The following is a 22,913-nucleotide window of genomic DNA, read 5'->3' on the forward strand; positions in this document are numbered from 1 at the left end:
TGTGAACAGGCTGTGGACAAGTGCTGTGGACAGGACCGCTGCAGGCCGGCCGAGGACTGGGTGCGAGTGGCTGTTTCCTTGTCGTGCGAGGGAAGTTCGCGGTGTGGGTGTCTAGGGTCGGGTGCGGCGTGGGTCGGTCCTGGGTGGGCGGGGCGGCGGAAGCCCGTGTCCGGGCTGTGTTGCGTTGGTGTCCGCTGGGGGTGTTGTGCCGCTGTCACCGGTCGTGGTCGTGTGTGTGCGGCGCTGGGCGCGGAGCGCGGCCCGGATTTCGCGGGCCCGCCCGGGGATGGGGTCGGGTAGGGGCGCGGTGGTCATGGTGAAGGGCTCGGTTTCCTCGCCGTGCACGACCAGGCGTGCGGCGGCGTGGTAGACGCCGAGGTGGGACAGGTCGTGTTCGGAGAGGCGGGGTGTGGTGTGGCGGGCGAGTTCGCGGGCGTCTTCGGGGGAGGAGGAGTAGATGATTTTGTTGCGGGCGTTGGTGGAGAGGCCTTCCTTGAGTTCTCGGGATAGCTGGCCGAGGTGCTGGTGGGCGAGGATGAATCCGTTCCGGAACGCGCGGGATTCGGCGAGCATGTCTTCCATGGGGTAGGGGAGATTCAGGAAGTTGTGGCATTCGTCGATGATGGTGTGCGCGTCGGGGCGCAGGCGCTGCGGGACGCGGGCACGGGCGGTGGTGGCCTGCCAGGTGCGCGCCACCACTAGCGATCCGACCAGCCGCGTGGTCTCTTCCCCGAGGGAGCCTTTGGGGATGCGTACGAGGCAGATCCCGCCTTCGTCGAGCACCTGCGCCATGTCCACTGTGGACCGTCCTCCGGCGATGGCTTCTTTCACGAAGGGCCGCAGCAAGAACGCGCGCAGTTTGTTCATCAGCGGCGAGATCACCTGCGAGCGGCTGGAGTCGGTGAGTTCGTCGTACCACTCCCAGAATCCGCGCAGCACCGGGTCGGTCAGCCCGCTGGTGATGCGGGACCGGAACGCTTCGCTGGTGAGCAGTTTCGGCAGGTCGGCCAGGGTGGGTGCGGCTTCCTGGGCGCGCAGGGTGAGGCAGGCGGCGCGCATGAGGTCGTCGGTGCGCGGCCCCCAGAACGCCGAGTACACGCGGCGGAAGACGGAGACGAGGTTGTCGACCTCGCGGTCGGTTTCCCCACCCTCCAGGGGGTTGAGGATGGGTGGGCGGTGGCGGGAGTCGGCGTCGAACAGCACCACCCGGTCGGCGGCACTGCGGGGGAGCCGGTTGAGGATGTCGGTGACCAGGTCGCCTTTCGGGTCGATCAGCACGACACCACGGTGTGCGTCGACGTCGTCGAGGATGATCTGCCCGAGCAGGGTGGATTTCCCGGAGCCGGTCGGGCCGATGAGGTGCAGGTGGTAGCGGGCGTCGGCGAGCCGCAGCCCGACCGGGCGGGCATGGCCGGTGTCGGACTGCCCCAGCGGCATCACACCCGGGCCCGGGGCGGGGATGCCCGGTGGTGGGGCGACGGCTTTGGCTCCCGCGCGTTCCACGCCGGGGATCTCGGCGTCGGTCGGCAGGTGCGCCAGCGCCGCGAGTTCCGGCACGGAGAGCAGGTCGCCGCGGCCGAGGCGCCGGTCGGCGAGCGCGCGGGCAGGGTGGCGCAGGCGGGTCCGGGTGTAGTGGTTGTGGTCGGTGTAGGCGGCGAACGCGGCCGCGAGCGCGTGCGCCCGCCCGCGTGCGGTGTCGCGGGCTTGGCGGACCAGGTCGTCTGCCGCGTCGGTGGGGAGGTCGGTGGCCACGGCGTACCGGATCACCGTCTCGTACTGGGATCCTCGCTGTTTCCCGACGATCGCTTTGTTCTGCGTCGAATATTCCAGCGACAGCTGTGGATCCTGGCTGATTCTGCGCGAGTCCGAGGTCCGGCGAGTGCGGGTGGCGTTTACGCCGGGGGTGATCGCGTCGAGGATCCGGCCCCCGAGGCGCCCCGAGGATCCGTGGTGGACCCGGCGGGCGGCTCGGCGGGCCTGGGAGACGCGGCGGCCGGTGACCGGGCGGGCCAGGATTTGCACGCAGGCCCGCTCGTCCCGTCCTAGCCCGACCGGTGCGCCGAGCAGCCCTCGGATCGGGTCGGCGTCGAACGCCGTGCGGATCGGGAGGGCCTCGGTGCGGGCGAGGCGCAGCTGGCCGCCGACGGTGATCCGCCGGCGCCCAGTCTCCACGATGGGGAACGGTGAGGTGGCGGGCTGGGTGCGGGTGTGGGAGCCGGGCCAGGCGGCCTCGATCGCCCGTTCCACCAGTGAAGGGGGGATGACGCCGGGGACCCAGAATTGGACGGTGACACCGTGCTCGCCGAACACGTACTCCATCGCCAGATGAGGTTGCCCCGTCCAGAGCCGCCGCCAGGCGGGGCGGAGCAGGCCGACGAGGTTGGACCAGACCGCGGCCCCTCCGGCGGGATCGACGGTCGGCGGGGCGAGCACGGTGATCCGCCGAGCATCGGCCAGCAGCGCGGTGTGGTGGCGGGTGCGCCACCAGCGCCGCGCCACGACCGCGCTCACCAGGGCCAAAGCCAGGCCCGGGACGATGACCGGTCCCCAGGTCAGCGCCCAGTCGCCCGCGGCGGCGAGCAGGCGACCGGTGGCACTGCCCGGGTCCCGCAGATAGTCACTCACCCAGGTCTGGGGCACCTGGAGTGCAGAGGTGTGCACGGGCATGACGGAACTTCCTTCCGGAAACTCGTGTGAGAAGAGGCAAAAGTCGAGTGCGGCACGAGGCCGGAACTACTCGGGAATGATGTCGACCGGTCCCGCGTCGCCGGCGTCGACGGCCGCCTCGGCGGGGCCGAGGTCGATGTAGGCGTCGGCGAGGCCGTTGTCGGTGGCATCGGGGTCTTGGTCGGCGAACGTGGCGAGTTCGGCGGGGTCGGTGGTGACGAGGAAGTTTTCCGTGGGTGAGGCCAGCGATTGGAACGCCACCCGCTGCGTGCCCGAGGACAACAGGCCCTGGCCGCGGTCGGCCGACAGCAGGAACTGCCGCTCTCCGGCGGAGAGGTCGAAGGCGTCGGCGATCTCGTCGATGGCCTGGGGTGCCTGGCGTAACAGCACTTGGGTGGCCGCGTTGGACACGATGGCTTTGCCCAGGTCGCTGCTGAGCACGTCGGCGGTGTCCTGGGTGGCCACGGTGAGCCCGCACCAGTGCTTACGGGCGGCCTTGGCCATGCGGAACAGGAAGCGTGCGCCTTCAGGCTGTTGCATGAGCAGCCACGCCTCGTCGACCACGACCAGCCGTGGCCGCCGGTGCGCGGGGTTGGAGACCCGCCGCCAGACCGCGTCGAGCACGAGCAGGGTGCCGATCGCGCGCAGCTCGTCGGGCAGGTCCCGCAGGGAGAACACGACGAGGTGCCCGTCCGGGGTGGCGGTGGTGGGCCCGTCGAAGAGGTCGGCGAACGAGCCGTCGACGAACGGGTGCAGCCGGGCGGCGAGGTCGGCGGCCACCGTGTCGCCGCGGTCACCGGTGGCGGCGAGGGTGTCGCGCAGGTCGCGCAGCAGCGGCGCCGGGCGGGTCCAGGTGCGGGCGTCGCCGGTGATGCCCGCGCTGGCGTAGGTGGCGGTGATCGCGGTGTCGAGCACGGCTCGTTCGGCGGCGGTGTTCTCTGTACCGAAGAGCACCGCCAAGACGGTGTGCAGGAACAAGCTGCGCCGCTTGAGGGCGTCCTGTGGTGCGGTGCGGCGTCCGTTCGCGCCGACGTGCACGGGCAGGTCGAACGGGTTCAGCCGGACCCCGCCCGCGCCGAGGTGGACGTAGGTGCCGCCGACCTGGGAGGCCAGCCGGGCGTACTCGTCCTCGGGGTCGACGACGAACGCCTGTACCCCGTCCCCTGCCCACCCGTTCTCGGTGTCGCCGAGGGTGCGGTAGAGGCTGCGCAGGGTCTCGAGTTTGACGAGATAGGACTTGCCCGCGCCGGAGCGGCCCAGCACGACCATGTTGTAGTTGTCGCACGCGAACCGATCCCAGTGCACCAGCCCCGAGGAGCCGACGTTGTAGCCGTAGAGCACACCGGACGGGACGGAGGTGGCAGGGTCGGTCGGGGGCAGGTCCGGCGAGGTGAACGGAAACGCGGCGCTGACCGCAGCGGTATCGAACGTCCTCGTCAGACCGAGCGGGTCCAGCCCGAGTGGCAGAGTGCTCACCCAGCCCTGCAACGCCCGATACGTCGCGGGTTTCGCGTCCAGCAGCAACGACGCGCACAGCGACCGCAGCGCCGACACCTCTTCGGCGAGCGAGGTTTCGTCCGGGGCGTGCACGGTGAGATAGAGCCCGAATTTGAAGAGTTTCCCGTCGCCGCGGGCGACGCTGCGCGAGAGGTCGGCGGCGTCCTCAGCGGCGGCGTCGAGGTCCGGGTCGTCGAGCCGGTCATGCCGTGCGTTGTGCCGCCTGCTGGATTCCAGTTTGGCTCGTTGCTTGCGCAGGCCGCTGGCCGCCGTCGCCGGGTCGACCGGTTGAACATGGACCGACACGTCCAGCCGGGCGGGGTAGGTCAGCAGGGGCGCGAGCCAGCCGGGGTAGACCTCCTGTGGATAGCCCGTGACCCCGAAGCTCGCGACGAACTCGTTGCCGACCTCGAGGTGCCGGGCGGACACCGACAGCGCGTCCGGGGTGAACGCTCCCGCTGACCCGGACCGTGCGGCTGTGCCGTGGTTTCTGGTGCGTGCCATGGGATCTCTACCTGCTTTCGATCTCGTCGTCGTAGTCCCAGTCCTCGTCCTCGGACAGCCATGGGCCCGACGCCTGCGAGCGGCTGGAACGCGACGGCCGGGGTCGTTGCGGCTCGTGACGGGTGGGCGCGGGCGATGTAGCTGCAGCGGCGGATGCACCCGCTGGCCGGGGGGACTGAGGGGCCGTTGCGACGTCGGCGTCGTTGTCGGCGACAGCGGAGCCGTAGAGGTCGGTGAAGGTGGTGGTGGCGGTGATGACCTCGTCCGCGCCGGCCAGGCCAGCGGATGGTGGGAGGAAGGTGTCGGGATTGCAGGCCGCCGCGAGCACGCCGGTCGCGGCGGCGGCGTCGAGCGGGGTGGCGACGATCCCGGCCGGGGTGAGCAGTTCGATGGCCTCGCCAAGACGCCGCAGCAGGCGTTGCTCGGCCGCCTGCCACGCCCCGTCATCCCTCGGCCGTTTGTCGTCGCGGCGGTGGTGTCGCCACGGCACCATGCTCGACGCGGCGGCAGGGGCCGGGCCGGTGCGCACCGGTTCGCGCAACACGAGCAGCACTTGGCGGCGCAGCAGGTCCGCGTGCTCGGTGAGCTCGGTGAGGTAGTCCGCGTGATCGCGGGCGGCGGCCTCCAGGGCGGGGTGCGGAAGCCCGCCGGCGTGTGCCCGGAGTTCGGCGATCTGCGGGGCGAGGTCGAGCCGTTCGGCGCGGATGAGGATCTGTACCGGCGCGGTCAGGGAGTGCAGGTAGCGGGCGAAAGACGCGACGAGCGCCTCCTGCTCGCCGGGTGTCCGCAGCGAGAAGTTGACCGTGCCGCACACGGTGATGACCGCGAGCCCGTCGGCGCCGAGGTCGACGATCCCGGCGTGCGCGCCGGTCTCGGCCACGCCATGAGCGGGCAGCTCCAGCGGTGCCGGGGACACCGCCTCGGCAGCCGCCGCGGTCACCGGGCGCCGTCCCCGGCGACCTCCCGTGCGGGTGTCGGCGCGCTGCGCAGTCAGCCAGGCCGGTGCCGCGCGGACGCCGTCGGGAGCGGCGACTCGATGCCGCGGCGACAGGCGCTGGCGGATCGCGGCGAGCGCGAGCTTGTCCATGGGCAGGCCATCGCGCTGCCCGAGAGCCAGCACGGTGACCGTGATCCCGATCGGGACGGCGACGAGGAGGAACACGGGCAGCGGCACGAACGCCCGCGTCACCGAGTACAGGCCATACAGCCCGAGTCCGGCGACGCCGAGAATCGCGAGCTGCCGGGCGGTCAAGGGGCCGAGCACCCGGTCGGGGCGGTCGACGTCGGCGGGCACACGCACGGGAGAAGTCATGGCGAGTCGGTCCTCACTTCGTCTTCGGTGCCCGCCGGGCGGGTAGGTCCAGGGGCAGGCGCAGCTGCGTACCGGCGCGCCGGGTCGGCGGCGGGGAATTGCTTGCGCTGCTGGCAGGGGGCGGTGTCGGCTTGGGCTGGCGCCGGACTCCGAGGGGGAGCGGGTACTGGCCGGAGGTGAGTGGCCGGTTGCCGGTGTAGGCGTCGCGGACGGGGCGGCGGTGCGCGCGGGCGGTCTTGGTGATCTCTCCGGACGTGGAGATCAGCGCGGGCCCGGTCTGCGGTGCCCGGTTGGTGCGGGCGGGATCGGCCAGGTCGTCGGCGAGTGTGCGACGCGGCTGGCGCGGGGTTTGCGGTGGCAGGTGGATCGGCAGCATCCCGGTGCTCGGCGCGATCAGGGCGCCGCGGAGTTGCACAGGTGGCCGGGCCCGGCGGTTGACCTGTCCGTCCGGGAGCAACAGCCCGGGCTGCGCTACCGGTGGTGGCGCGGAGCGGCCGGCGGCGAGGTCGTCGGCCAGGGTGCGGCGCGGCAGCCGGGAGGAGCTGTGGCGCACGGTGATCGGCAACCCGAGCTGGTCGGACGGGAGCGCGTTGGGCAGATCCTTGAGCGGCATCGCTCGCGGATTCGGGCTGGCGGCCACGGCGTCGCCGGTACGGCGCACGGTGAACAGCGACGTCTGGCCGGGTCCCGGGGTGCGGTCGGCGGGCACGCTGGACCGGGGATTTTCGTCGAAACCCCGGCGCGGTGTGCGGAACGGCTTTGCCACCCGCCGCACCCGCAACGGCAGCAGGTACTGGCCCGAGCGTGTGGACGGCGGATCTGCCGGAACCCGATCACGAGGTTGCCGGCCGTGCTTGCGGCCCTTGCCGCCGAAGAGAGAAGTGGCGCCGCCGAGCAGGCCCATCGTCTTGTAGGCGATCGCGCCGCGCACCAGCGACCCGAGCATCGACCGGCCGCCGCTGCCGCGCAAGGGTTGCAGGCACCAGAACGGGATCTTGACCAGCACCCACATCAGCGCGACACAGAACAGAAGATTGGTCACCCCGTTCAGCGTCGGCCCGAACACGGTGAACCCGCCGGGGGTGAAGAACACTCGCAGCGACGCACTCAGCGCACCGGCCTGTCCGATCGGGATGATCAGAAGCAGGCCGTAGGTTTTCCACCAGAACACGGCGACGCCCTCGGTGTGCGGCAATGCGTGCCACATCAGCACGATCGGCGCGGCCGCGATCAGTAGGACCGTCACGATGACCCGCACGATGAACGTCAGCAGGAGCACGACGAGCAGCGCGGTGAGTGCGAGTCCGATGAACAGCAGCCAGCCCGTGCCGCCGTTGAGCGAGCCGAGGATCATGTCGGTCATCGCTTTGGCGGCGGTGTCCGGGTTGATCGCGCCGGTCATCAGCGCCGAGCTGACGGCGTTGGAGATCTCGATGCCCTGCGTCGCCAGGAACAGTGACAGCGTCCCGGCGAGGAACCCGGCCGCGAGCCGGGGCGCGATCTCCTTGATCGTGTACCGGGTCTGCAGAGTCTCGTAGGCCATCAGGATCAGGCCCGCGATGACGACGATGCTGCCGTAGAAGGCGAGCATCAGCTGCCACGATTCGTTCCACGCCTTGCCGATGCCGGGCAGCAGGGCGGGGTCCGGTGTGGACAGTACCGTCGTGCCCAGCAGTTCCAGCAGCGGGTTCAGCGCGCCGATCACCAGATCACGGAAGAAGGTGTCGATGGCCTCGGTGACGCACGCGACCGGGTCGGTGAAGCCGCACTCGCTCTCGTCGTCGCCGGGATCACGGGGGACCGGTTGTGGGATGCAGTTCGGTCCCTCGCACGGCTGGCTCGTGGGTGGCTGGGTGGGGAGATTGCCGCACTCGGGCAGCACCGATCCGGGGAAACACGACACCGGCGGCGCCGACGGGCCAGGGATCAGCGGTGTGCTCGGCGGGCCCGTCGGCGGCGCAGGCCGCGGAGACGACGGCGTCGGCAACAGGCACGCGGGTTCGGTCGAACCTGGTGTGCAGCTGGGGTTGGGCGGCAGCGGCAGGACCGGCTGTTGCGCGGGCGCCAGCGGCACCGCCGCAGCCAGCGGAGCGGGCGTGGACCCAGGCGCGGCCGAGGCGGTCAGCGCGATTCCCGTGACGGCCACCAGCAGCGGCACCAGCACCGCGAGTGCGCGGGCCCACCGCCGCCAGGGCAGGCGGCGTCCCCGGCCACCACGTCGGTGACGGCACCGAATGGGGCCTGTCGGCGGACCGACCAAGAGCCTGTCGTCGCGCGGGCGGGAGGCAGGTGCAGGTGTGCGGCGTGGTGTGGTCATCGCTCACACCCCGCCCACGATGCCCTTGAGGATCTCGACCACGAGCGGGGCGAGCGCGGCGAGCCCGAAGCCGATGCCGGCGGCCTTGAACGCGCCCTTGGCCTTCTCGATCTCTCCGGGGTCACCCGAGGCCATCAGGTAGCGCAGGCCGCCGATGGTGATGAACACGACCGCGACCCCGGCCAGGATCCCCATGATCCAGTTGCGGATGTTGTTGAGGACCTGATCGACGGTCGCCGCGAGCGCGACGTAGTGGACCGTGTCCGCCCGGGCGGCCGAGGACGTCAGCAGCATCGCGGCGGCGACCAGGCACCCGGTCAGCGCGGCTCGGCGATGGTGTCCCCGTCGCGCGGGAGTCGGGTGCGGGCGGTGGCGGTGCGATGGTGTCAGTCGCATGAGGTGGCCTCCTGAGTGAGCGCCGTGCGGCGGTCGGGGCCGGGCGGCTGGTGGTGGCGCGGGTGCGTCGCCGATCGGGTCACGCGTGCGGTGACTCCGGATTCCGGGTCGTGTGAGAGCGCTGGGCGCACGAATTTCCTCGCCAGATCCGGGCTCAGACGTGTCACGCTGCGTAGTCGCAAGCGGTGGGTGTGTGATAGGCGCAGGGCGGGGTGGCGGGGTGTGCCGGGGCGGTCGCGCCGGTTGGGGGTCGGTGCGGCGCCGGAGGTGCCGTCGGCCGGTTCGGTGAGGAAGCGGGCCAGGCGCTGCTCGGCGCGATGGCGGGCCTTCTGGGTCGTCTTGTACCGCTCCCCGCGTGCCTGCGCCGCCTCCGCCAAGGCCAGTTCTCCGAAGTGTGTGGCCGAGATCAGCGCGGCCTCGTCGGTGGTGATGACGCCCGCTCGGACAGCGGCCACGAGCACGAGGTCGTGGTGTCCGCTCGCGCGGGGCGGCGGTGCGGAACGGAAGCCGGCGTCCTCGGCCGTGGGGGGCGCGTCGCCTTCTTCCTCGTCCACTGGGCGCGGGGCGCCGAGGGCCTCGCGCAGCGCGGCGTAACCGGCGCGGTAGGCCGCCCACCGCAGCCGCACGAGGATCGCCGGCCGGTCCAGCGCGACCTCGCCGAGCCCGGCGAGGAATCCGGTCAGGACGGCGGAATGGATGTCGTGCTTGTCCCCGCGGAACCGGTTGGTCAGCTGCGCGGCGACCGGCAGCAGCACCGGCATCGCCAGCCCGACGCACGCCATCGTCCAGGTGCAGCCCTCCGCGCGCGCCCGGGCGACCAGATAGGCCCACGCCGCGTCCCGGGTCGCCTGGGCGCAGTCCTGGCGCAGCAGCAGCGTGCCGAGCTCGTCCAGCGGTACCGGGCGCGGCGGCAGCCCGGAAATCGCCGCACCGTCCACGCACACGGGATGCGGGCCGGTCACCAGCCACCCGAAGGTCGCGATGGCGGCATCGAACACCCCGCCGTCGTGGGCGTATTCATCGTTGCGGCGAAGAGCGAAAAAGTCTGGGTCGGGACCGGTTTCCGATAGAGGGAAATCCATGGCTACAACTCCTGATAAGCGCTGGATCAGTACAGTCGTCAGGAAGCCAGGCGCGCCGCCTCGAAAGCGCCTCAAAAGCGCCTCGCAACCGATTCAAAAGCGCCTCAGAGGGCGCCTCAAAGGGCGGCGACGGGTGCGTTGCGTGCGGTCGGGCGAGCATGCCTGCGAGGGCACGAGCGCAACGCTTGAGGCGTTTCAAATCGTCGCCTTGAGCTGCGGTGACACGCCTCGAAGCTCGCGGTAAGCGATCGTGGCGCCTCAAGGGCTGATCGTGAGAGCCCAGGCCCTGCGGCGTACGCGGAAGAATGCTGCGAGAAATATTTCATCGCGAATCGGATCCCCGGGTGGCAACGGGAGCTGGGAATTGCGGGCCGCCGCGCGGCGCTCTTTATTGCTCTGAGCAGGGCGTGGATGTGTTGGTCGTTCTGGGGGCGGAAGATTTTTTGAGTTTTTTTGGGATCGGGTGTCTCCAAATGGCCTTTTTTCCGGAGTTAGCCGGTGACGGCATCCCGTCGCCGGCCTCGCACCGGCGGCACTCGCTTCAGGAGGCTTCTCATGACCCAGCGCGCACAGTCGCCGGACAACGGCGCCGGTCGCCGGACACATCTGGACCGCCCGCCGCGCACCGGGCGCGGTGGCGACCTTGCTCCCTATCCCGGAGCCCGCGTTCACAGCACCACGGCAGGTGCCGGTGAGATCGACAGCGCCTCGCGTCCCGAGGGCACGCCGGCCTCGTCGCGCCGGCGCTCGGCGCCGTCGTCGACCGCGCCGACTCCGGCGACGGTGTGGGCGTGCGGACCGGACCCGATCGACACGCACGAGGTGTGGCCGGTACCGATCGTGGAGTCCATCACGGCGGCGTTCACCGACCCCGGTGCGCACGTCGTCCTGGTCGACCTCGGCCCCGCACCGGCCGCAGTCCCGCGCTCCGGTGCGGGTGGTTCGGCGACGACCGGCGAGGCGTCACCGGCCGCGGCACGGGAGGCGGTGCGCGCGCTCGGCCGCACCGCCGACACCGTCCCCTTCCACAGCGACGGCGGCTCCGCCGCGTCGGCGCGTCCGTTCTGGGCCGACCTCGTCACCGACGCGAGCGACGCGTCTGCGGCGCTGGCCGGAACACCGTCGGCCCCGGCGCGTACCGGTGCCTCCGGCAGCGTGGGAGGGCCGGTGTCCGAGCGCGGCGCGCGGGCGGATCTCGTGATCGTGTCCCTGCCTGGCCACGTCGCCGAGTCGGTGTCGCTGGACCGGCTCGCGCTCCTGGCGGCGACCCGTCTGCGTCAGGGCGGCATCCTCGCGGTGTACACGCACAGTGACTGGACGCGGGGGCGGCTGACGGACCCGACCGGCGCGATCGTGGCCGCCGCCCAGCACGCCGATCTGCTCTATCTGCAGCACATCGTCGTGCTGCAGACCCCCGTGGAGAAGGGGCGCCTGCGGGCCGCCGAGTACGACCGAGCTCGTCATCGCGCGACGGTCCGCGGACTGCCCGCACCGCACTTGCGCGCGCATGGCGATGTCCTCGCGTTCGCGCAACCGGCCGACCCCGGCGCACCGCCCGCCGGGACCGGTCCGGTGCCCGCCGCGCCCGGCGCCGGAGGTGGCCAGTGACCCCGCGCCCGCTACGCCCGACCGGGCCTTCCCCGGCCACCCCTGTACCTGCGAAAGGCAGCGCCCTCATGTCCCACCAGCACCCCGCGACATCGACCACCCCCGGCAGCGACGACCCGACCGTGCCGATCTCCCGCACGCTCATCGACGCCCTCGACACCACCGGCGACACCAGCCCCGCACAGACCGGCACCACGACCGGACACGACCCATCCGGCCCGACCATCGCGACCGGCGTGACCGAGGCCGCCGCGCTGCCGTTGTCGGTGTGGGCGACCGCGCAGACCTCCCCGGCCTCCCAGCGCAAAGGCCGCTATGTACCCGAGTCGACCGCTCACCCGGCGAAGATGCTCCCGGCCGTCGCGGCGCACGCCATCCGCGCCTACACCCGGCCCGGGGACCTCGTCTTCGACCCGATGGCCGGATCCGGCACCACGCTCGTGGAGGCGATCGACGCAGGGCGCCGCGCGGTCGGCGTCGAATACGAACCGCACTGGGTCAGCGTCGCCCAGGCGAACCTCGAGCTCGCCCGGGAACGCGGTCACGACCACGACGCCGAGATCGTGCACGGCGACGCGCGGCAACTGCCGTTCCTGCTGCCGGAGAAGTACCGGGGGCAGGTCGCGCTGATCGTCACTTCCCCGCCCTATGGGCCGTCCACGCACGGGCAGGTCGTCACCAGCGGCACGGGTTCGCGGGACGGGAAGGTGCACAAGTACCACCACCGCTACGGCTCCGCCCTGGACCGGGGAAACCTCGCCAACGTCGGCCACCACCGGCTGCTGGCCGGCTTCACCCGCATCCTCACCGGCTGCGCGGCCGTGCTGCGTCCCGGCGGGCACATCGCGATCACCGTCCGGCCGTGGCGCGAGCACTCCGAACTGATCGACCTCCCGTCGCAGATCATCGCCTGCGGCCACGCGGCCGGGCTGGTCCCGGTCGAACGCTGCGTCGCCCTGCTCGCCCGCGTCGCCGACCGCGAGCTGGTCGCCCGAGGAAGCTTCTTCCAGCGCGACTTCATCCGCAAACAGCGCGAGCAGGGCCTGCCCTTGCATCTGATCGCGCACGAGGACGTCATCGTCCTGGCCAAACCGCTCGTGCCCAGCGGCACGTCGAGCTCGGCCTCGTCGGGCGAGGGGCCCGCCGTTACGAGCGACAGGGCTGTGAGTCGTGGGCGGTGGGCGGCGTGAGCACGCGGGTGCACTGCCGGGACTGCGGCTGGGACGAGCAGTTCCGGCATCCCGCCACCGCCCGGCGCGCCGCCACCCGACACCGCTGCCCGCCGCCGGACGACGACCCGGACCGGCGACCCGTCACGCGGGAGGCACAGCATGCCTGAGCACCACACCGACACCGCGGATCCGCTGCGGTTCGTCGCGACCGAGGGCCCGGTGATCGGGTCGCTGTGCACCGGCGTGGCAGGGCTCGACCTCGGCGTCGCGGCCGTGCTCGGCGGGCGCATCGCCTGGTACTCCGAGAACGACCCGCACGCGACCGCGATCCTCTCCGCGCGCCTGCCCGGTGTGCCGAACCTGGGCGATCTGCGCGCGGTCGATTTCGCCTCCGTCGCGCCGGTCGAGGTGCTCACGGCGGGCTTCCCCTGTCAGGACATCTCCGCCGCCGGTCGGCGCGCGGGTATTGAGAAAGGCGCTCGTAGTGGACTGTGGCACACCATCCTGGACGCCATTCGCGTACTACGACCCCAGCTTGTCGTCGTGGAGAACGTCGCCGCCCTCCGCTGGAAAAACGGCGGCCTCGACCGAGTACTCGCGGGGCTGGCCGAAGCGGGGTATGACGCGGTCTGGCGTTGCGTACGAGCCAGCGACATCGGCGCCGCCCACCGCCGCGAACGCGTGTTCCTGTGTGCCGTCCCCGCCCCGGGACGGGATGCGGATGATGCCGACCCCGCAGGCCCGCGACGGCGAACCACGAGGCCCCGTCGGTCCAGCACGGCGCCGCGCGGGCGGGCATCAGGTCAACCTCAACGACGCGGTCGACTCGGTCGTCAAGCCGGCGCAGCTCCTGCCGACACCGACACCGACGGCGGCGGACTCGCGGTCGCCGACGATCCAGACCGTGCGGAAACCGGGCCGCCCGATCCCGGCCGGGTGCGTGACGCTGACTGACTCGGTGCGGCTGTTGCCGACCCCGACCGCCTCGGACGCGAAGAACTGCACCCACGACACGCACGGCGGCGGGCCTTCTCTTCCTGACCGCGCCCGAGCCCTGAGCACACCGACGCCACCGGCGGACGGACCGTGGTGCGCCGCGGCCCACAGCGAAGGGATCGATAGCTGCCTTTCCTCCGGTGCGTGGGGCGCTGCCTCCGGCACCCGACCGCGCACGACGGTTCGTCCACCGACATCTCCGCCACACCCATGACAAGGAGGCATAGCCCTCATGGACATTCCACGACTTCTGCCGACCCCGCGCGCGACCGACGGAACCAAAGGCTGCCCGGCGCAGCGCGGCTCGAAGGGCGATCTGATGCTGCCCTCGGTCGTCATCGCCGTCACCACACCCGCGCCGAAGCCCCGCGCGCGGAAGGAGGTGAAGGACCGTGACGACCGCCCGCGCACCGCGCGCCCGCCGCACAGCACGCGGTGAACCCGGACCGGTGAACTGGGGCGAATACGCCGCCGCCGTCCGCCGATGGGAACTCATCACCGGCCGCCCCGCCCCGTACCCGACTCAACCGGGGCGGCACGGACGCCCCGTTCTCGCACCGCCCTTCGTCGAGTGGCTCATGGGCCTGCCCCCAGGCTGGGTCACCGCCACACACCTCGACCTGCCCCGCACCGCGCAACTTCGCGCCCTAGGCAACGGGGTCATGCCTCAGCAGGCCGCACGCGCTCTACGCCACCTGTTGGACGACCTGGCCGCACTCGCCCACATCCCGGCCAGGTGCCACTGGGCTGCGCCGCCACTCCACCCGCGCGAGCGCCGCGCCACCCATTCGGCTCGGCGCGGGCAGGGCACGAGTAAAGCCTTGCCCGCCACCACCCATACCTCGGGCCGAGCGCGCCCGGCCCGAGCACGCACCACGACCCGCTGAACAGGCACGCGAGGCACCCCGGCCTCCAGCGGCCCGGGGCCCGGGGTGCCCCGCCCCTTCCAGCACAGCGAAAGCAGGTACCGCCATGCCCACCAACCGCCCCAACAGGCTTCTCCAGCACCTTCGACACTGGCTGTGCACCCGGCACGGCCAGAACGTCCCGCGCGCCCTACCCGTGCCGCGTGAACGACCTCTACCGGAAACGTCGTCCAAGGTGGACGTCACTGCCGAGCATCCTGTGCTGCGCCGGGCGAGCGAGGCGACCGCCGCACTGGTCCGCCAAGGCTGGAACGTGCACCGCGCGCCCTACGGCTACCGCGCCATGGACGTCGCCGGGACCCGCTCGGGCAGCGGCAAGCCCCGGACCCGGCTCACCCCCGACCCTTTGCGCGCCCCGGTCGTGCAGCACATCTTCTACTGGCGCGCGGTCACCGGCCTCGACGTCGACCAGATCACCCAGCGGCTGAACAACAATCCCGACCGCTACCCACCACCGGGCACCACCGGCACCTGGCACGACAAAGCCGTCACCAGAATCCTGACGAACCTCAAATACACCGGCTATCAGGCTTTGCGCACCCGCGACGAGAGCAACCGCCTCCGCCCCGCCGAGCAGTGGGTGCTCTCCGACCACCCGGCTCACCGCGCCCTGATCACCACAGCCCTGTTCTGGGCCGCGCAGAACCCCACCACCGACACCCGGCGCGCGCTGCGGCACCGCCTGCTCGCCCAGCCGCACGACCTCTCCGCCTGACCACCCTTGGGAGCACTCACCATGTCCACCACCCGACCTGACGCAAAACGCCCCGGCCAGACCCGAACACCCCGCGCGTCGACACCCGCCCGCAGCGCCACCCGGCCCCACCCAGCGACTCGCCCTCCCCGCACCAGCGCTCGACGCACGACCGGGTCCCATCGCGAGCGGTACCCCGGCCGACCACGCGGCCGTTACCTGAGCCTCGGCGCAGGAGTGCAAAGCCTGTGCGTGTTTCTGCTCGCCTGCGACGGTGAGATCCCGCCCTTCGACGCAGCCCTCTTCGCCGATACCGGCTGGGAACCGCGGCAGGTCTACCAGCAACTCGACACCGCGCGCCGCATCGGCGCGCAGGCAGGGATCCCCGTCCTGACCGTGTCGAACGGCAACATCCGCCACGACGCCCTCAAACCAGAGTCCCGGTTCGTTACCATGCCGCTGTTCGTGAAGAACCCCGACGGCACAAGGGGGATGGCCCGCCGGCAATGCACCGGCGAGTACAAGATCGAGCCGCTCAAGAAAGCCATCCGCCAGATCCTCGGCTACCCGCACCCCACGCGAGTACCCCGCGGGGTGTTCGTCGACCAGGCCATCGGCATCTCCACCGACGAGTTCCACCGCGCCAAGGACTCCGACGTCAACTACACCCGCAACATCTTCCCGCTCCTCGACCTCGGACTATCACGTACGGACTGCCTGACGCTCCTGCGTGAACGCGGCATGGGCTCGGTCGTGAAAAGCTCGTGTATCGGTTGTCCCTACTCGGGAAACTCGCGACTGCGGTTCATCCGGGACACCGATCCTCACGCGTGGGCAGACCTGGTCGAGTTCGACAAAGCGATCCGTCACGGCAGCCCCCGCGCCAACGCCAACGGCAAACCGCTGCGCGGGGAGTTCTTCATCCACCGTTCGCTCCGCCCGCTCGACCAAGTCGACCTTGACGCCACACGCGGCGCCGCCACCGCCGACGAAGACGATCCGGACGGCTGCAGCCCATTCTCCTGCCGCTCCGGCCATGCCGTCACACAGCGGGAAACGACATGACCACCGCTGAAAACCCTCGTCCGGCACCTGATGGCCCGCCCGAACACGTCGAGCTGCCGGTGGTCGACGGGCAGCTCCTGTATACGCCCGCGCAGGCCGCCCAGCGCCTGATCATCAAAGAGTCCTGGCTCCGCCGCAAGGCGGGCCTTCGCCAAATTCCCTGCACCTTCCTCGGTAAACACCTCCGCTTCTCCGATGCCGACCTCCGCGCGATCGTCATGAACGGCGCGACCACAACGCAACGCCGACGTCCCAGACGTCACCGCTGACACACCCGCTACGCGACCTGTTGCGGCACAGAGGCTCTTCGTCACGGGGGCTGGCTCTCTGTCCATATCGGAGCGTCCATGGATGTCGCCCATCACTGTGACCCCCACACCAGAGCAAAGGAGTTCATATGCCCTGGCCCGAACAATCCGGGGACGACAGCTGGCGCGTCCGCTACCGACGCGACGACGGAACCATCGGCTCTGTCCCCGGCTTCCCCGATGAAACCTCCGCGAACAACTACATCGCGGATATGGACACAGACAAGCGCCGAGGAAAGTGGATCGACCCCTTAGGCGGCCAGACCACTGTCAGCGCCTGGGCCTACGACGACTGGATCGACTCCCTTGACGTCGACCAACGCACCGAGGAGAACTACCGCAGCTTCCTCAAAGTGCACATAATCCCTCAATGGGGCACCACCACGCTGGCCGACCTCACCAACTCCAAGGTGCGCGCCTGGGAGAAAAAGCTGCGTAACGACGGACTCGCCAAAAGCACCGTCGACAGCATCCTGAAATGCTTCGCTCTCCTCCTGTCCGACGCCGTCGACGAAAAACTCATCGACGCCAACCCCATCCAGAACCGCCGACGCGGCCGCCGACGCCGCACCGAACGCCGACCCCGCCAGATCTGGGCCGAGCCAGCCGAAGCGCTCGCGGTCGCCGACCAAGCCGCCCTCTGGTACGGCCCCGCCGGAGCCGTACTCGTCGCCACGGCGGGCTGGACCGGCGCACGCTGGGGAGAACTCGTGGGTCTCCAGCGGCATAACCTCCACCTCTACGACGACAACACAGGAAGAATCGTCGTCGATCCCGATATCGGTGCACTCCACGAACCCACTGCGGGCGGCCTATACCTCGGACCACCCAAAACCGAGGCCTCAGCCCGCGACATCACCCTGCCGCCCTTCCTTGTCGTGCTTCTCCGGCATCACCTCGAAACCCACGACCATCCACATGTCTTCGTCACGCCACAAGGCGAACTGCATCGCAGGAGCAACTTCGCGCGCCGCGCCTTTAGACCGGCAGCAGACGGCAACCAGCAGAGGCCCAACCGCAAGGTCTCACTCTGCGCGGTCAAGCCGGGCCTGAAGTTCCACGGACTCCGGCACAGCCACAAAACCTGGATGATCGACGACGGCATCCCCGAGATCGCCCAAGCACTCCGCCTCGGCCACGTACTCCAAGACAAAGTCCAAGAAACCTACTCCCACGTCGCCGCAGCCGTCGAACAACGCCTGCTGGACGCACTCCAAACACGGTGGGAGAAAGCGGTCGCTAGTAGCGCTACCCCAGAGGACCAGTGTATCTGGCGACCTGTTGCGGCGTGAGCCGTCAGCAAGCGGGATGGTATCCCATCTTCGGATGTCGAACGGGCTTGCCGTAGGAGGGATACACCTGCTCCAGGACGGCAAGTCGCGGAGGCTGGACGCCGAAGACACGGCGTAGTGCGTGTTCACGGCCAGGTCGGCGCACCCGATCCGGGGCGGCGGCAACCGGCCGGCTGCTGCTTAGGCAACGCGGCAGTCCGGCACGAAGCTTCCACGATGTCAGAAAATTGCAAAAACAATGTTGAAAAAACGTCCATGTAGACTATTTCACCTCTATTCCTCTGAGTCTATTCTTATCAAAGCTGAACGGATCGCCGTTGCCGACGGAGGTTGGGATGAGGCTGACTGATGATCACGTCGCGTTGCTGGGCGTGGACGGGATGACGGTGTCGGTGACGACGAGCGGGGCCGCGGAGCTGGCATGGTCGTCCGACAAGGTCAGCGCCCGGCTCGATGACGAACAATTCACCTTCGGGGAAGGCCCCGCGATCGATGCCATCGACACCGGCGCGCCGGTGCTGTGCTCGGCGCTGGACGTGACCGCGCGCTGGCCCGGTTTCGCCGCGGCCGCACTGAAAATGGAGGTGCACGCGGTTTTCGCGTTCCCGGTGATGCTCGGCGCGGTCAGCATCGGCGCGCTGATGTGTAATCGGCGTGAGGCCGGGTCGATGGACACAGCCGCGGTGACCACCGCTCTGGCGCTGGCCGATTCCCTCACTCCGGCGTTGCTGACCGATCCGGACGGCTCGACGGCGGAAGTATGGTCGCAGGACCTTCACCGTGCCGAGGTACACCAGGCCAGCGGCTTCATCAGCGTGTTCCTGGACGTTTCGCTGGTCGAGGCACTCTCCCGGCTGCGGGCCTACGCGCTCAGCCAGGAACGCCCGATCGGCGAGGTGGCACGCGACATCGTCACCAGGCGCCTCAGGCTGCCACGAGACTTCCAGCGTTCCTGACCTGCACCAGGACACAGACACGGCCAACGGGCCGGGTGAGGATCTTGAGATGGCGAACCGGGAAGAACGCTTGGCCGCTACCTTCGTCGAACTCGCCGACACCCTGGTGGGTGACTTCGATCTCGTCGAACTCCTGGACCTCCTCGCTGTCCGGTGTACGGAGTTGCTGGGTGTTTCGGCCGCGGCGTTGCTGCTCGCGCCCCCGGGGACCGCACTCCGTCCGATAGCGGCATCGGATTCGGGCTATGCCCTGGCCGATGTGCTGGATGTGGCCCGACACGACGGCCCGGCCTGGCAAAGCCACCGCGACGTGACCGGCATCGGGCCGGTCGATCTGGACGAGGCGCGCTCACGATGGCCAGATTTCGCCGAGGCCGCCGCGCAGGCGGGCTACCGGGAGATGTGCGCTGTCCCGATGCGTCTGCGTGAGGATGTCGTGGGCGCACTACTCCTGCTGAACATTCACTCCGGAAAACTGTCGGCGGGCGACGCCCGGGTGGCGCAGGCACTCGCCGACGCCGCGACCATCGGGATCCTGCACGAACGACTCATGCGGCAGCAGGTCGATCTCGTGACCCAGCTGCACGCTGCCCTGCAAAGCAGGGTCTCGATCGAGCAAGCGAAAGGAATCCTCGCCGCCCGAAGCAACACGACTGTGGAGCATGCCTTCGAAGTGATGCGCGGTCACGCCCGCCACCACCGCCGCCGCCTCAGCGAGATCGCCCACCACGTCGTCGACACCCGCGGCGCACTGCCTGCTCCCAAAGATCACTAGGCCGAGACCACCCCCTGAGACGCCACGACCTTCCCCATGAACGCCCCAAGCCAGGCGAACCGCCCAATACAGCCACCGCCCGCGCCTTAGACGACAAGGTTGTTCTCAGAAGCTCTCAGCCAGAGAGCCTTGGAGTCGACGTTCGGCGCGTAGCCCGATGGCCACGGGCCGAGCGTGAGGATTCAGATTCCGGGCCCGTGGGGTAGGCGAGCTTCGAGGTATGAGGTCCAGCGCCTGCCTCGCCCAGCGAAGGACTTCGGCCTCGGCAACGCCGCGTCACCTCGCTGGTGCTGTGGATCGTGATCACCAATGGCGACCACTGCTCGACGTCGCTGTTTCTACGACCGGGTCCAGATCAGGCCGCGGGACGACCCGGTTCGAGAACTTGACACACCGACTGATGTTCGAGTTCCTGACCGGCAAGGGCAGGGAGCGCAACAAGCATGCCTTCGACCTGCTCGACGCGTTCGCTCCGTACCGAGCCCAACTCGAACACGCCATCGACCACGAAAGCTTCGAGTCTCCGACGTGACAGATAGCGTGACCCGGGCCTGGGGCAGCTGCCTCAAGACATACCTGCGGCGTCTTGCCTGTTGGCCGGGTTCTTCTTAGCCAGGACAAGCGACTCAGCGTTGTACGACTGCGAAGCGCCCCACAGGGCCGCCGACCTGTCAGGCCAGGGGATCACCACGAAAGCCTTGAAAATGACAAAAGAAAGTACTGCTGGTACTCGATCTCGCCGTGCCGATTCCGGCACGCTGTGGTTCGTCAAAAACAGACTGCGCGTTCTCCGGCGGCAGTGTTCGCCGGATGCTTTGCACGATGCGCGCGGGCGCGATGGTGCGCCACGAACCCATAGACCCGTGTGATGTGGATCGAGGTTGCTGCCTGCCATGGTCACGATCACCACCTGGGAGATGGATCGCTGGCACGCCGGCGTGTCAGCTGGGGCGGTCACGTTCGGCTACGCGGCTGACGATGGGGAGCCGAACGCCGCGTACCACCTGCCTCGGGTGTGGCCGGGGCGTGGCCTCGCTATCTCGGCCACTGCACTGGAGTCCTTCCGCGCGGCGCTCGTCGAGGTGATGAAGCAACCGTCCTGCCTGCGCACCGACATCCGCGACGACGACGGTTCGGAGCTGTGGTCGGTGCCGTGGCTGGACCCGGACGAGGAGTTCGTTTTCATTACCGGCCCGTGCCTTTACGGCGACGCCGCCGTTGGCTACCGGCCGGCCCACGCCTTCATGATCCTGCTGCCGCATCTGCGCGGTCTCCACGCCCGCGTCGCCACCTACTTCCGCGCCGGTCCGCCCGGACCTGAATCGCCCGGCTGCGGCATACCGGCTACATCGATACGAAACCGGGTAGCCGGAGAGAACCAAGCCTGGATGAGCGGCTATGAAAGGAACCGACGTGCGGTCCACGCCAACGGACGACTGGGACATCACTCAGATCGACGAGCAGATCCAGCACTTGGCGGATCGTCTGGCGCGTGAGCGCGACCGGATACCACCGGGGCTGATTCACCGGATGGTGTTCGCCGCCCGGACCTGGTTCACCCAAGCCCGGATCGTGAACTACGTCCCGATCTTCATCGAGCGGACCGTGCGCACGCTCCTAGACCTCACCCTCGGCGCCGAGCAGCGATCGTTCCCGCCTGACGCCGGGGACACGGCACGGGCCTACTCGCTGCCCGAATGGGCCCGGCTAGCAGCGCAACACCTGCTGGCCGGCGCGCTACCACGCCGCTGGGCCCACACCCAAGGCGTCGCCCGGCGCGCGGGCGAGATCGGGTATCTGTTCCCGCCGGACGAGCGTGAGGTCCTGTTGGCCGCGGCGTGGCTGCACGACATCGGCTATGCCCCGCCCTTGTCTACACCGGGTTCCATCCGCTGGACGGGGCACGGTTCCTCGTCCGCAGCGGGGTGCCCGACCGGATCTGTGCCCTGGTCGCCCACCACACCGGCGCGGCCGCCGTCGCGGAACTGAGCGGGCTTTCCGATCAGCTCGCGACTTTTCCGGACGAACGAAGCGCGGTGCGTGACGCGTTGTGGTTCTGCGACATGACCACCAGCCCGGACGGCGAACCGGTGTCCTACACCGAGCGGCTGGCCGAACTACGCATCCGCCGAGGCCCCGACGACCCCGTCGTCCGGGCACTTGCCGTCAACGGCGCCGAACGAGCCGCCGCCGTACACCGCACCGAACAACTCCTCCGGCGAACCGAAACCCGGGCAGGCAACCGGATGTGACAGTGCGGGCAGGTGCGTCGACTCGTGAGTCCAATCAGGCCGCCCTGCGGATCCTCCGGTCCGCGGGCTTCACCACCGACCAGCCCAGGCCGGACGGGGCGGTCGAGGCGCGGCGAGCACCGTCGCCGAGCGATCCCGCCTGACAAATCACGTCTCCACTCGGCCTGCAACGTGAACTAACAGCGCGTGTTCTCGGGCCGGGACGCGAGACCCACATCGTTCGTGTGTCGGCGTGATCATTTTCGTCCACGCCAATGAGGCGGGCGGCCTCGGGTCCGGTGCGGGGGTCGCCGTCCAGTACGTCCGCAGAGAGACGGCGCCGCAAAGTGGCTGTTCGAGGGACGCGACCCGCAAGGGAGCAATAAATGTGACCTCATTTGAGGTGTGGTCTATAGTCGTCTTGACCTTGAGGAGGTAGTTTGACCCATGCACACGCTCTGCCGGACCCCCATGACCTCGACGCATGGCGGGCCTGGTCCAACGGTCGGCTCGCTCCTCTCGATCTCACGGTCGACCTGCTGCATCGGGTCGTGGAGAACAGTCAGCGCAAGAGGGACGCGACCAGCCCGCTGGCTCCCGTGCAGACTCCCGGTCAGGACGGGTGGAGCGAGGCGGTCATCAGCCTTCGGGAACAGACGGGATGGGACCGCGACGAGGACGATGGCCTTTCCCGCACCTGGCACCCCTCTCACAATTTCTATGTCGTGGTGCGTCCTGGCAACGACAGCACCGGCCTGTTCGATCGGACGCCGAGCCCGAAGACGCGACTGCGCACGGTTCTGCGGGACCTGATCGACGAGGTACCGCACACGGCGCCGCTGTTCGACGTCACCGGGAACGGTCAGTCCAGGTTGTTGCCGGAGGAGCGGCCGCAGCTGTGGCTGTTCCTGTTCTCCTACCGCGACGGCCTGCTGTACGCGGAGCTGTCCAGGCCCGCGGAACGCATCGAGGACAAGATCACCAGGTATCACCAGCGGATCCCGCTTCCGCCGCTGCCGTACGACCGGACGGACACTAGTGTGATCGTCACCCCGGACGACGATCTGGACACCGGGCCAGACATCGACGTCCAGCCGATCTAATGCTCAGAAGCG

At 69.7% G+C, this 22,913-nt stretch carries 22 protein-coding genes; 16 read left to right on the forward strand and 6 right to left on the reverse strand.

The genetic code is table 11. The features are described from left to right. Nucleotides 1-111: 111 nt before the first annotated feature. The 6 genes from ACFWMR_RS04760 to ACFWMR_RS04785 form a co-directional block, all read right to left on the reverse strand. Nucleotides 112-2,667: a type IV secretory system conjugative DNA transfer family protein gene (locus ACFWMR_RS04760; protein WP_378377042.1), complete on the reverse strand. Its 2,556-nt coding sequence runs from the start codon at nucleotides 2,665-2,667 to the stop codon at nucleotides 112-114. Between the two features lie 66 nt (nucleotides 2,668-2,733). After that, on the reverse strand, nucleotides 2,734-4,668 hold the full coding sequence (locus ACFWMR_RS04765; protein WP_378377044.1) for a VirB4 family type IV secretion system protein: 1,935 nt from the start codon (nucleotides 4,666-4,668) through the stop codon (nucleotides 2,734-2,736). Between the two features lie 7 nt (nucleotides 4,669-4,675). Beyond that, entirely contained in the window at nucleotides 4,676-5,980 is a 1,305-nt protein-coding gene (locus tag ACFWMR_RS04770; RefSeq protein WP_378377045.1) for a PrgI family protein, read from the reverse strand. Between the two features lie 13 nt (nucleotides 5,981-5,993). Beyond that, nucleotides 5,994-8,297: a hypothetical protein gene (locus tag ACFWMR_RS04775; protein ID WP_378377047.1), complete on the reverse strand. Its 2,304-nt coding sequence runs from the start codon at nucleotides 8,295-8,297 to the stop codon at nucleotides 5,994-5,996. Nucleotides 8,298-8,300: 3 nt separating this feature from the next. Then, on the reverse strand, nucleotides 8,301-8,591 hold the full coding sequence (locus ACFWMR_RS04780) for an Mbov_0395 family pilin-like conjugal transfer protein (protein WP_378377109.1): 291 nt from the start codon (nucleotides 8,589-8,591) through the stop codon (nucleotides 8,301-8,303). 92 nt (nucleotides 8,592-8,683) lie between these two features. Continuing rightward, nucleotides 8,684-9,691 carry a sigma-70 family RNA polymerase sigma factor gene (locus ACFWMR_RS04785; RefSeq protein ID WP_378377049.1) on the reverse strand — a complete coding sequence of 336 codons (1,008 nt, stop codon included), beginning with the start codon at nucleotides 9,689-9,691 and terminating at the stop codon, nucleotides 8,684-8,686. Between the two features lie 639 nt (nucleotides 9,692-10,330). Here ACFWMR_RS04785 and ACFWMR_RS04790 point away from each other — a divergent pair. The 16 genes from ACFWMR_RS04790 (at nucleotide 10,331) to ACFWMR_RS04865 (ending at nucleotide 22,901) form a co-directional block, all read left to right on the forward strand. Further along, nucleotides 10,331-11,383: a hypothetical protein gene (locus ACFWMR_RS04790; protein WP_378377050.1), complete on the forward strand. Its 1,053-nt coding sequence runs from the start codon at nucleotides 10,331-10,333 to the stop codon at nucleotides 11,381-11,383. Between the two features lie 68 nt (nucleotides 11,384-11,451). Beyond that, nucleotides 11,452-12,573 carry a TRM11 family SAM-dependent methyltransferase gene (locus tag ACFWMR_RS04795; protein WP_378377051.1) on the forward strand — a complete coding sequence of 374 codons (1,122 nt, stop codon included), beginning with the start codon at nucleotides 11,452-11,454 and terminating at the stop codon, nucleotides 12,571-12,573. Continuing rightward, nucleotides 12,570-12,722 carry a hypothetical protein gene (locus ACFWMR_RS04800; protein ID WP_378377053.1) on the forward strand — a complete coding sequence of 51 codons (153 nt, stop codon included), beginning with the start codon at nucleotides 12,570-12,572 and terminating at the stop codon, nucleotides 12,720-12,722. Before ACFWMR_RS04795 ends, ACFWMR_RS04800 begins: the two co-directional genes overlap by 4 nt. Then, complete coding sequence (locus ACFWMR_RS04805) at nucleotides 12,715-13,509, forward strand: DNA cytosine methyltransferase (RefSeq protein WP_378377055.1); 795 nt, start codon at nucleotides 12,715-12,717, stop codon at nucleotides 13,507-13,509. Before ACFWMR_RS04800 ends, ACFWMR_RS04805 begins: the two co-directional genes overlap by 8 nt. Before the next feature lie 274 nt (nucleotides 13,510-13,783). Then, the gene (locus ACFWMR_RS04810; RefSeq protein ID WP_378377057.1) at nucleotides 13,784-13,990 is read left to right on the forward strand and encodes a hypothetical protein; all 207 of its coding nucleotides are present in this window, start codon (nucleotides 13,784-13,786) and stop codon (nucleotides 13,988-13,990) included. A 533-nt stretch (nucleotides 13,991-14,523) separates the two neighbouring features. Further along, nucleotides 14,524-15,192, forward strand: a complete 669-nt coding sequence (locus ACFWMR_RS04815) for a recombinase family protein (protein ID WP_378377059.1) — start codon at nucleotides 14,524-14,526, stop codon at nucleotides 15,190-15,192. Nucleotides 15,193-15,423: 231 nt separating this feature from the next. Further along, nucleotides 15,424-16,236, forward strand: coding sequence for a hypothetical protein (locus tag ACFWMR_RS04820; protein WP_378377061.1), 813 nt, complete (start codon nucleotides 15,424-15,426; stop codon nucleotides 16,234-16,236). Then, a complete protein-coding gene (locus ACFWMR_RS04825; protein WP_378377062.1) occupies nucleotides 16,233-16,505 on the forward strand; it encodes a DNA-binding protein in 273 nt (90 codons plus the stop codon). The genes ACFWMR_RS04820 and ACFWMR_RS04825 overlap by 4 nt, the downstream gene beginning before the upstream one ends. Nucleotides 16,506-16,633: 128 nt before the next feature. Continuing rightward, nucleotides 16,634-17,836: a tyrosine-type recombinase/integrase gene (locus tag ACFWMR_RS04830; RefSeq protein ID WP_378377064.1), complete on the forward strand. Its 1,203-nt coding sequence runs from the start codon at nucleotides 16,634-16,636 to the stop codon at nucleotides 17,834-17,836. A gap of 335 nt (nucleotides 17,837-18,171) precedes the next feature. Continuing rightward, nucleotides 18,172-18,792, forward strand: coding sequence for an ANTAR domain-containing protein (locus ACFWMR_RS04835; RefSeq protein ID WP_378377066.1), 621 nt, complete (start codon nucleotides 18,172-18,174; stop codon nucleotides 18,790-18,792). Nucleotides 18,793-18,841: 49 nt separating this feature from the next. Beyond that, entirely contained in the window at nucleotides 18,842-19,567 is a 726-nt protein-coding gene (locus ACFWMR_RS04840; protein WP_378377068.1) for an ANTAR domain-containing protein, read from the forward strand. 400 nt (nucleotides 19,568-19,967) lie between these two features. Beyond that, entirely contained in the window at nucleotides 19,968-20,099 is a 132-nt protein-coding gene (locus ACFWMR_RS04845) for a hypothetical protein (RefSeq protein ID WP_378377070.1), read from the forward strand. Nucleotides 20,100-20,460: 361 nt separating this feature from the next. Next, nucleotides 20,461-21,063 (forward strand): hypothetical protein, encoded by a 603-nt coding sequence (locus tag ACFWMR_RS04850; protein ID WP_378377071.1) that lies wholly within the window; start codon nucleotides 20,461-20,463, stop codon nucleotides 21,061-21,063. Next, nucleotides 21,041-21,556, forward strand: a complete 516-nt coding sequence (locus ACFWMR_RS04855) for an HD domain-containing protein (RefSeq protein ID WP_378377073.1) — start codon at nucleotides 21,041-21,043, stop codon at nucleotides 21,554-21,556. The genes ACFWMR_RS04850 and ACFWMR_RS04855 overlap by 23 nt, the downstream gene beginning before the upstream one ends. 47 nt (nucleotides 21,557-21,603) lie before the next feature. Continuing rightward, complete coding sequence (locus tag ACFWMR_RS04860) at nucleotides 21,604-21,819, forward strand: hypothetical protein (protein WP_378377075.1); 216 nt, start codon at nucleotides 21,604-21,606, stop codon at nucleotides 21,817-21,819. A gap of 419 nt (nucleotides 21,820-22,238) precedes the next feature. Next, nucleotides 22,239-22,901, forward strand: a complete 663-nt coding sequence (locus tag ACFWMR_RS04865; RefSeq protein WP_378377077.1) for a hypothetical protein — start codon at nucleotides 22,239-22,241, stop codon at nucleotides 22,899-22,901. Nucleotides 22,902-22,913: the final 12 nt, after the last annotated feature.

The sequence above is a fragment of the Amycolatopsis thailandensis genome (assembly GCF_042723255.1).
Lineage (GTDB): Bacteria > Actinomycetota > Actinomycetes > Mycobacteriales > Pseudonocardiaceae > Amycolatopsis > Amycolatopsis thailandensis.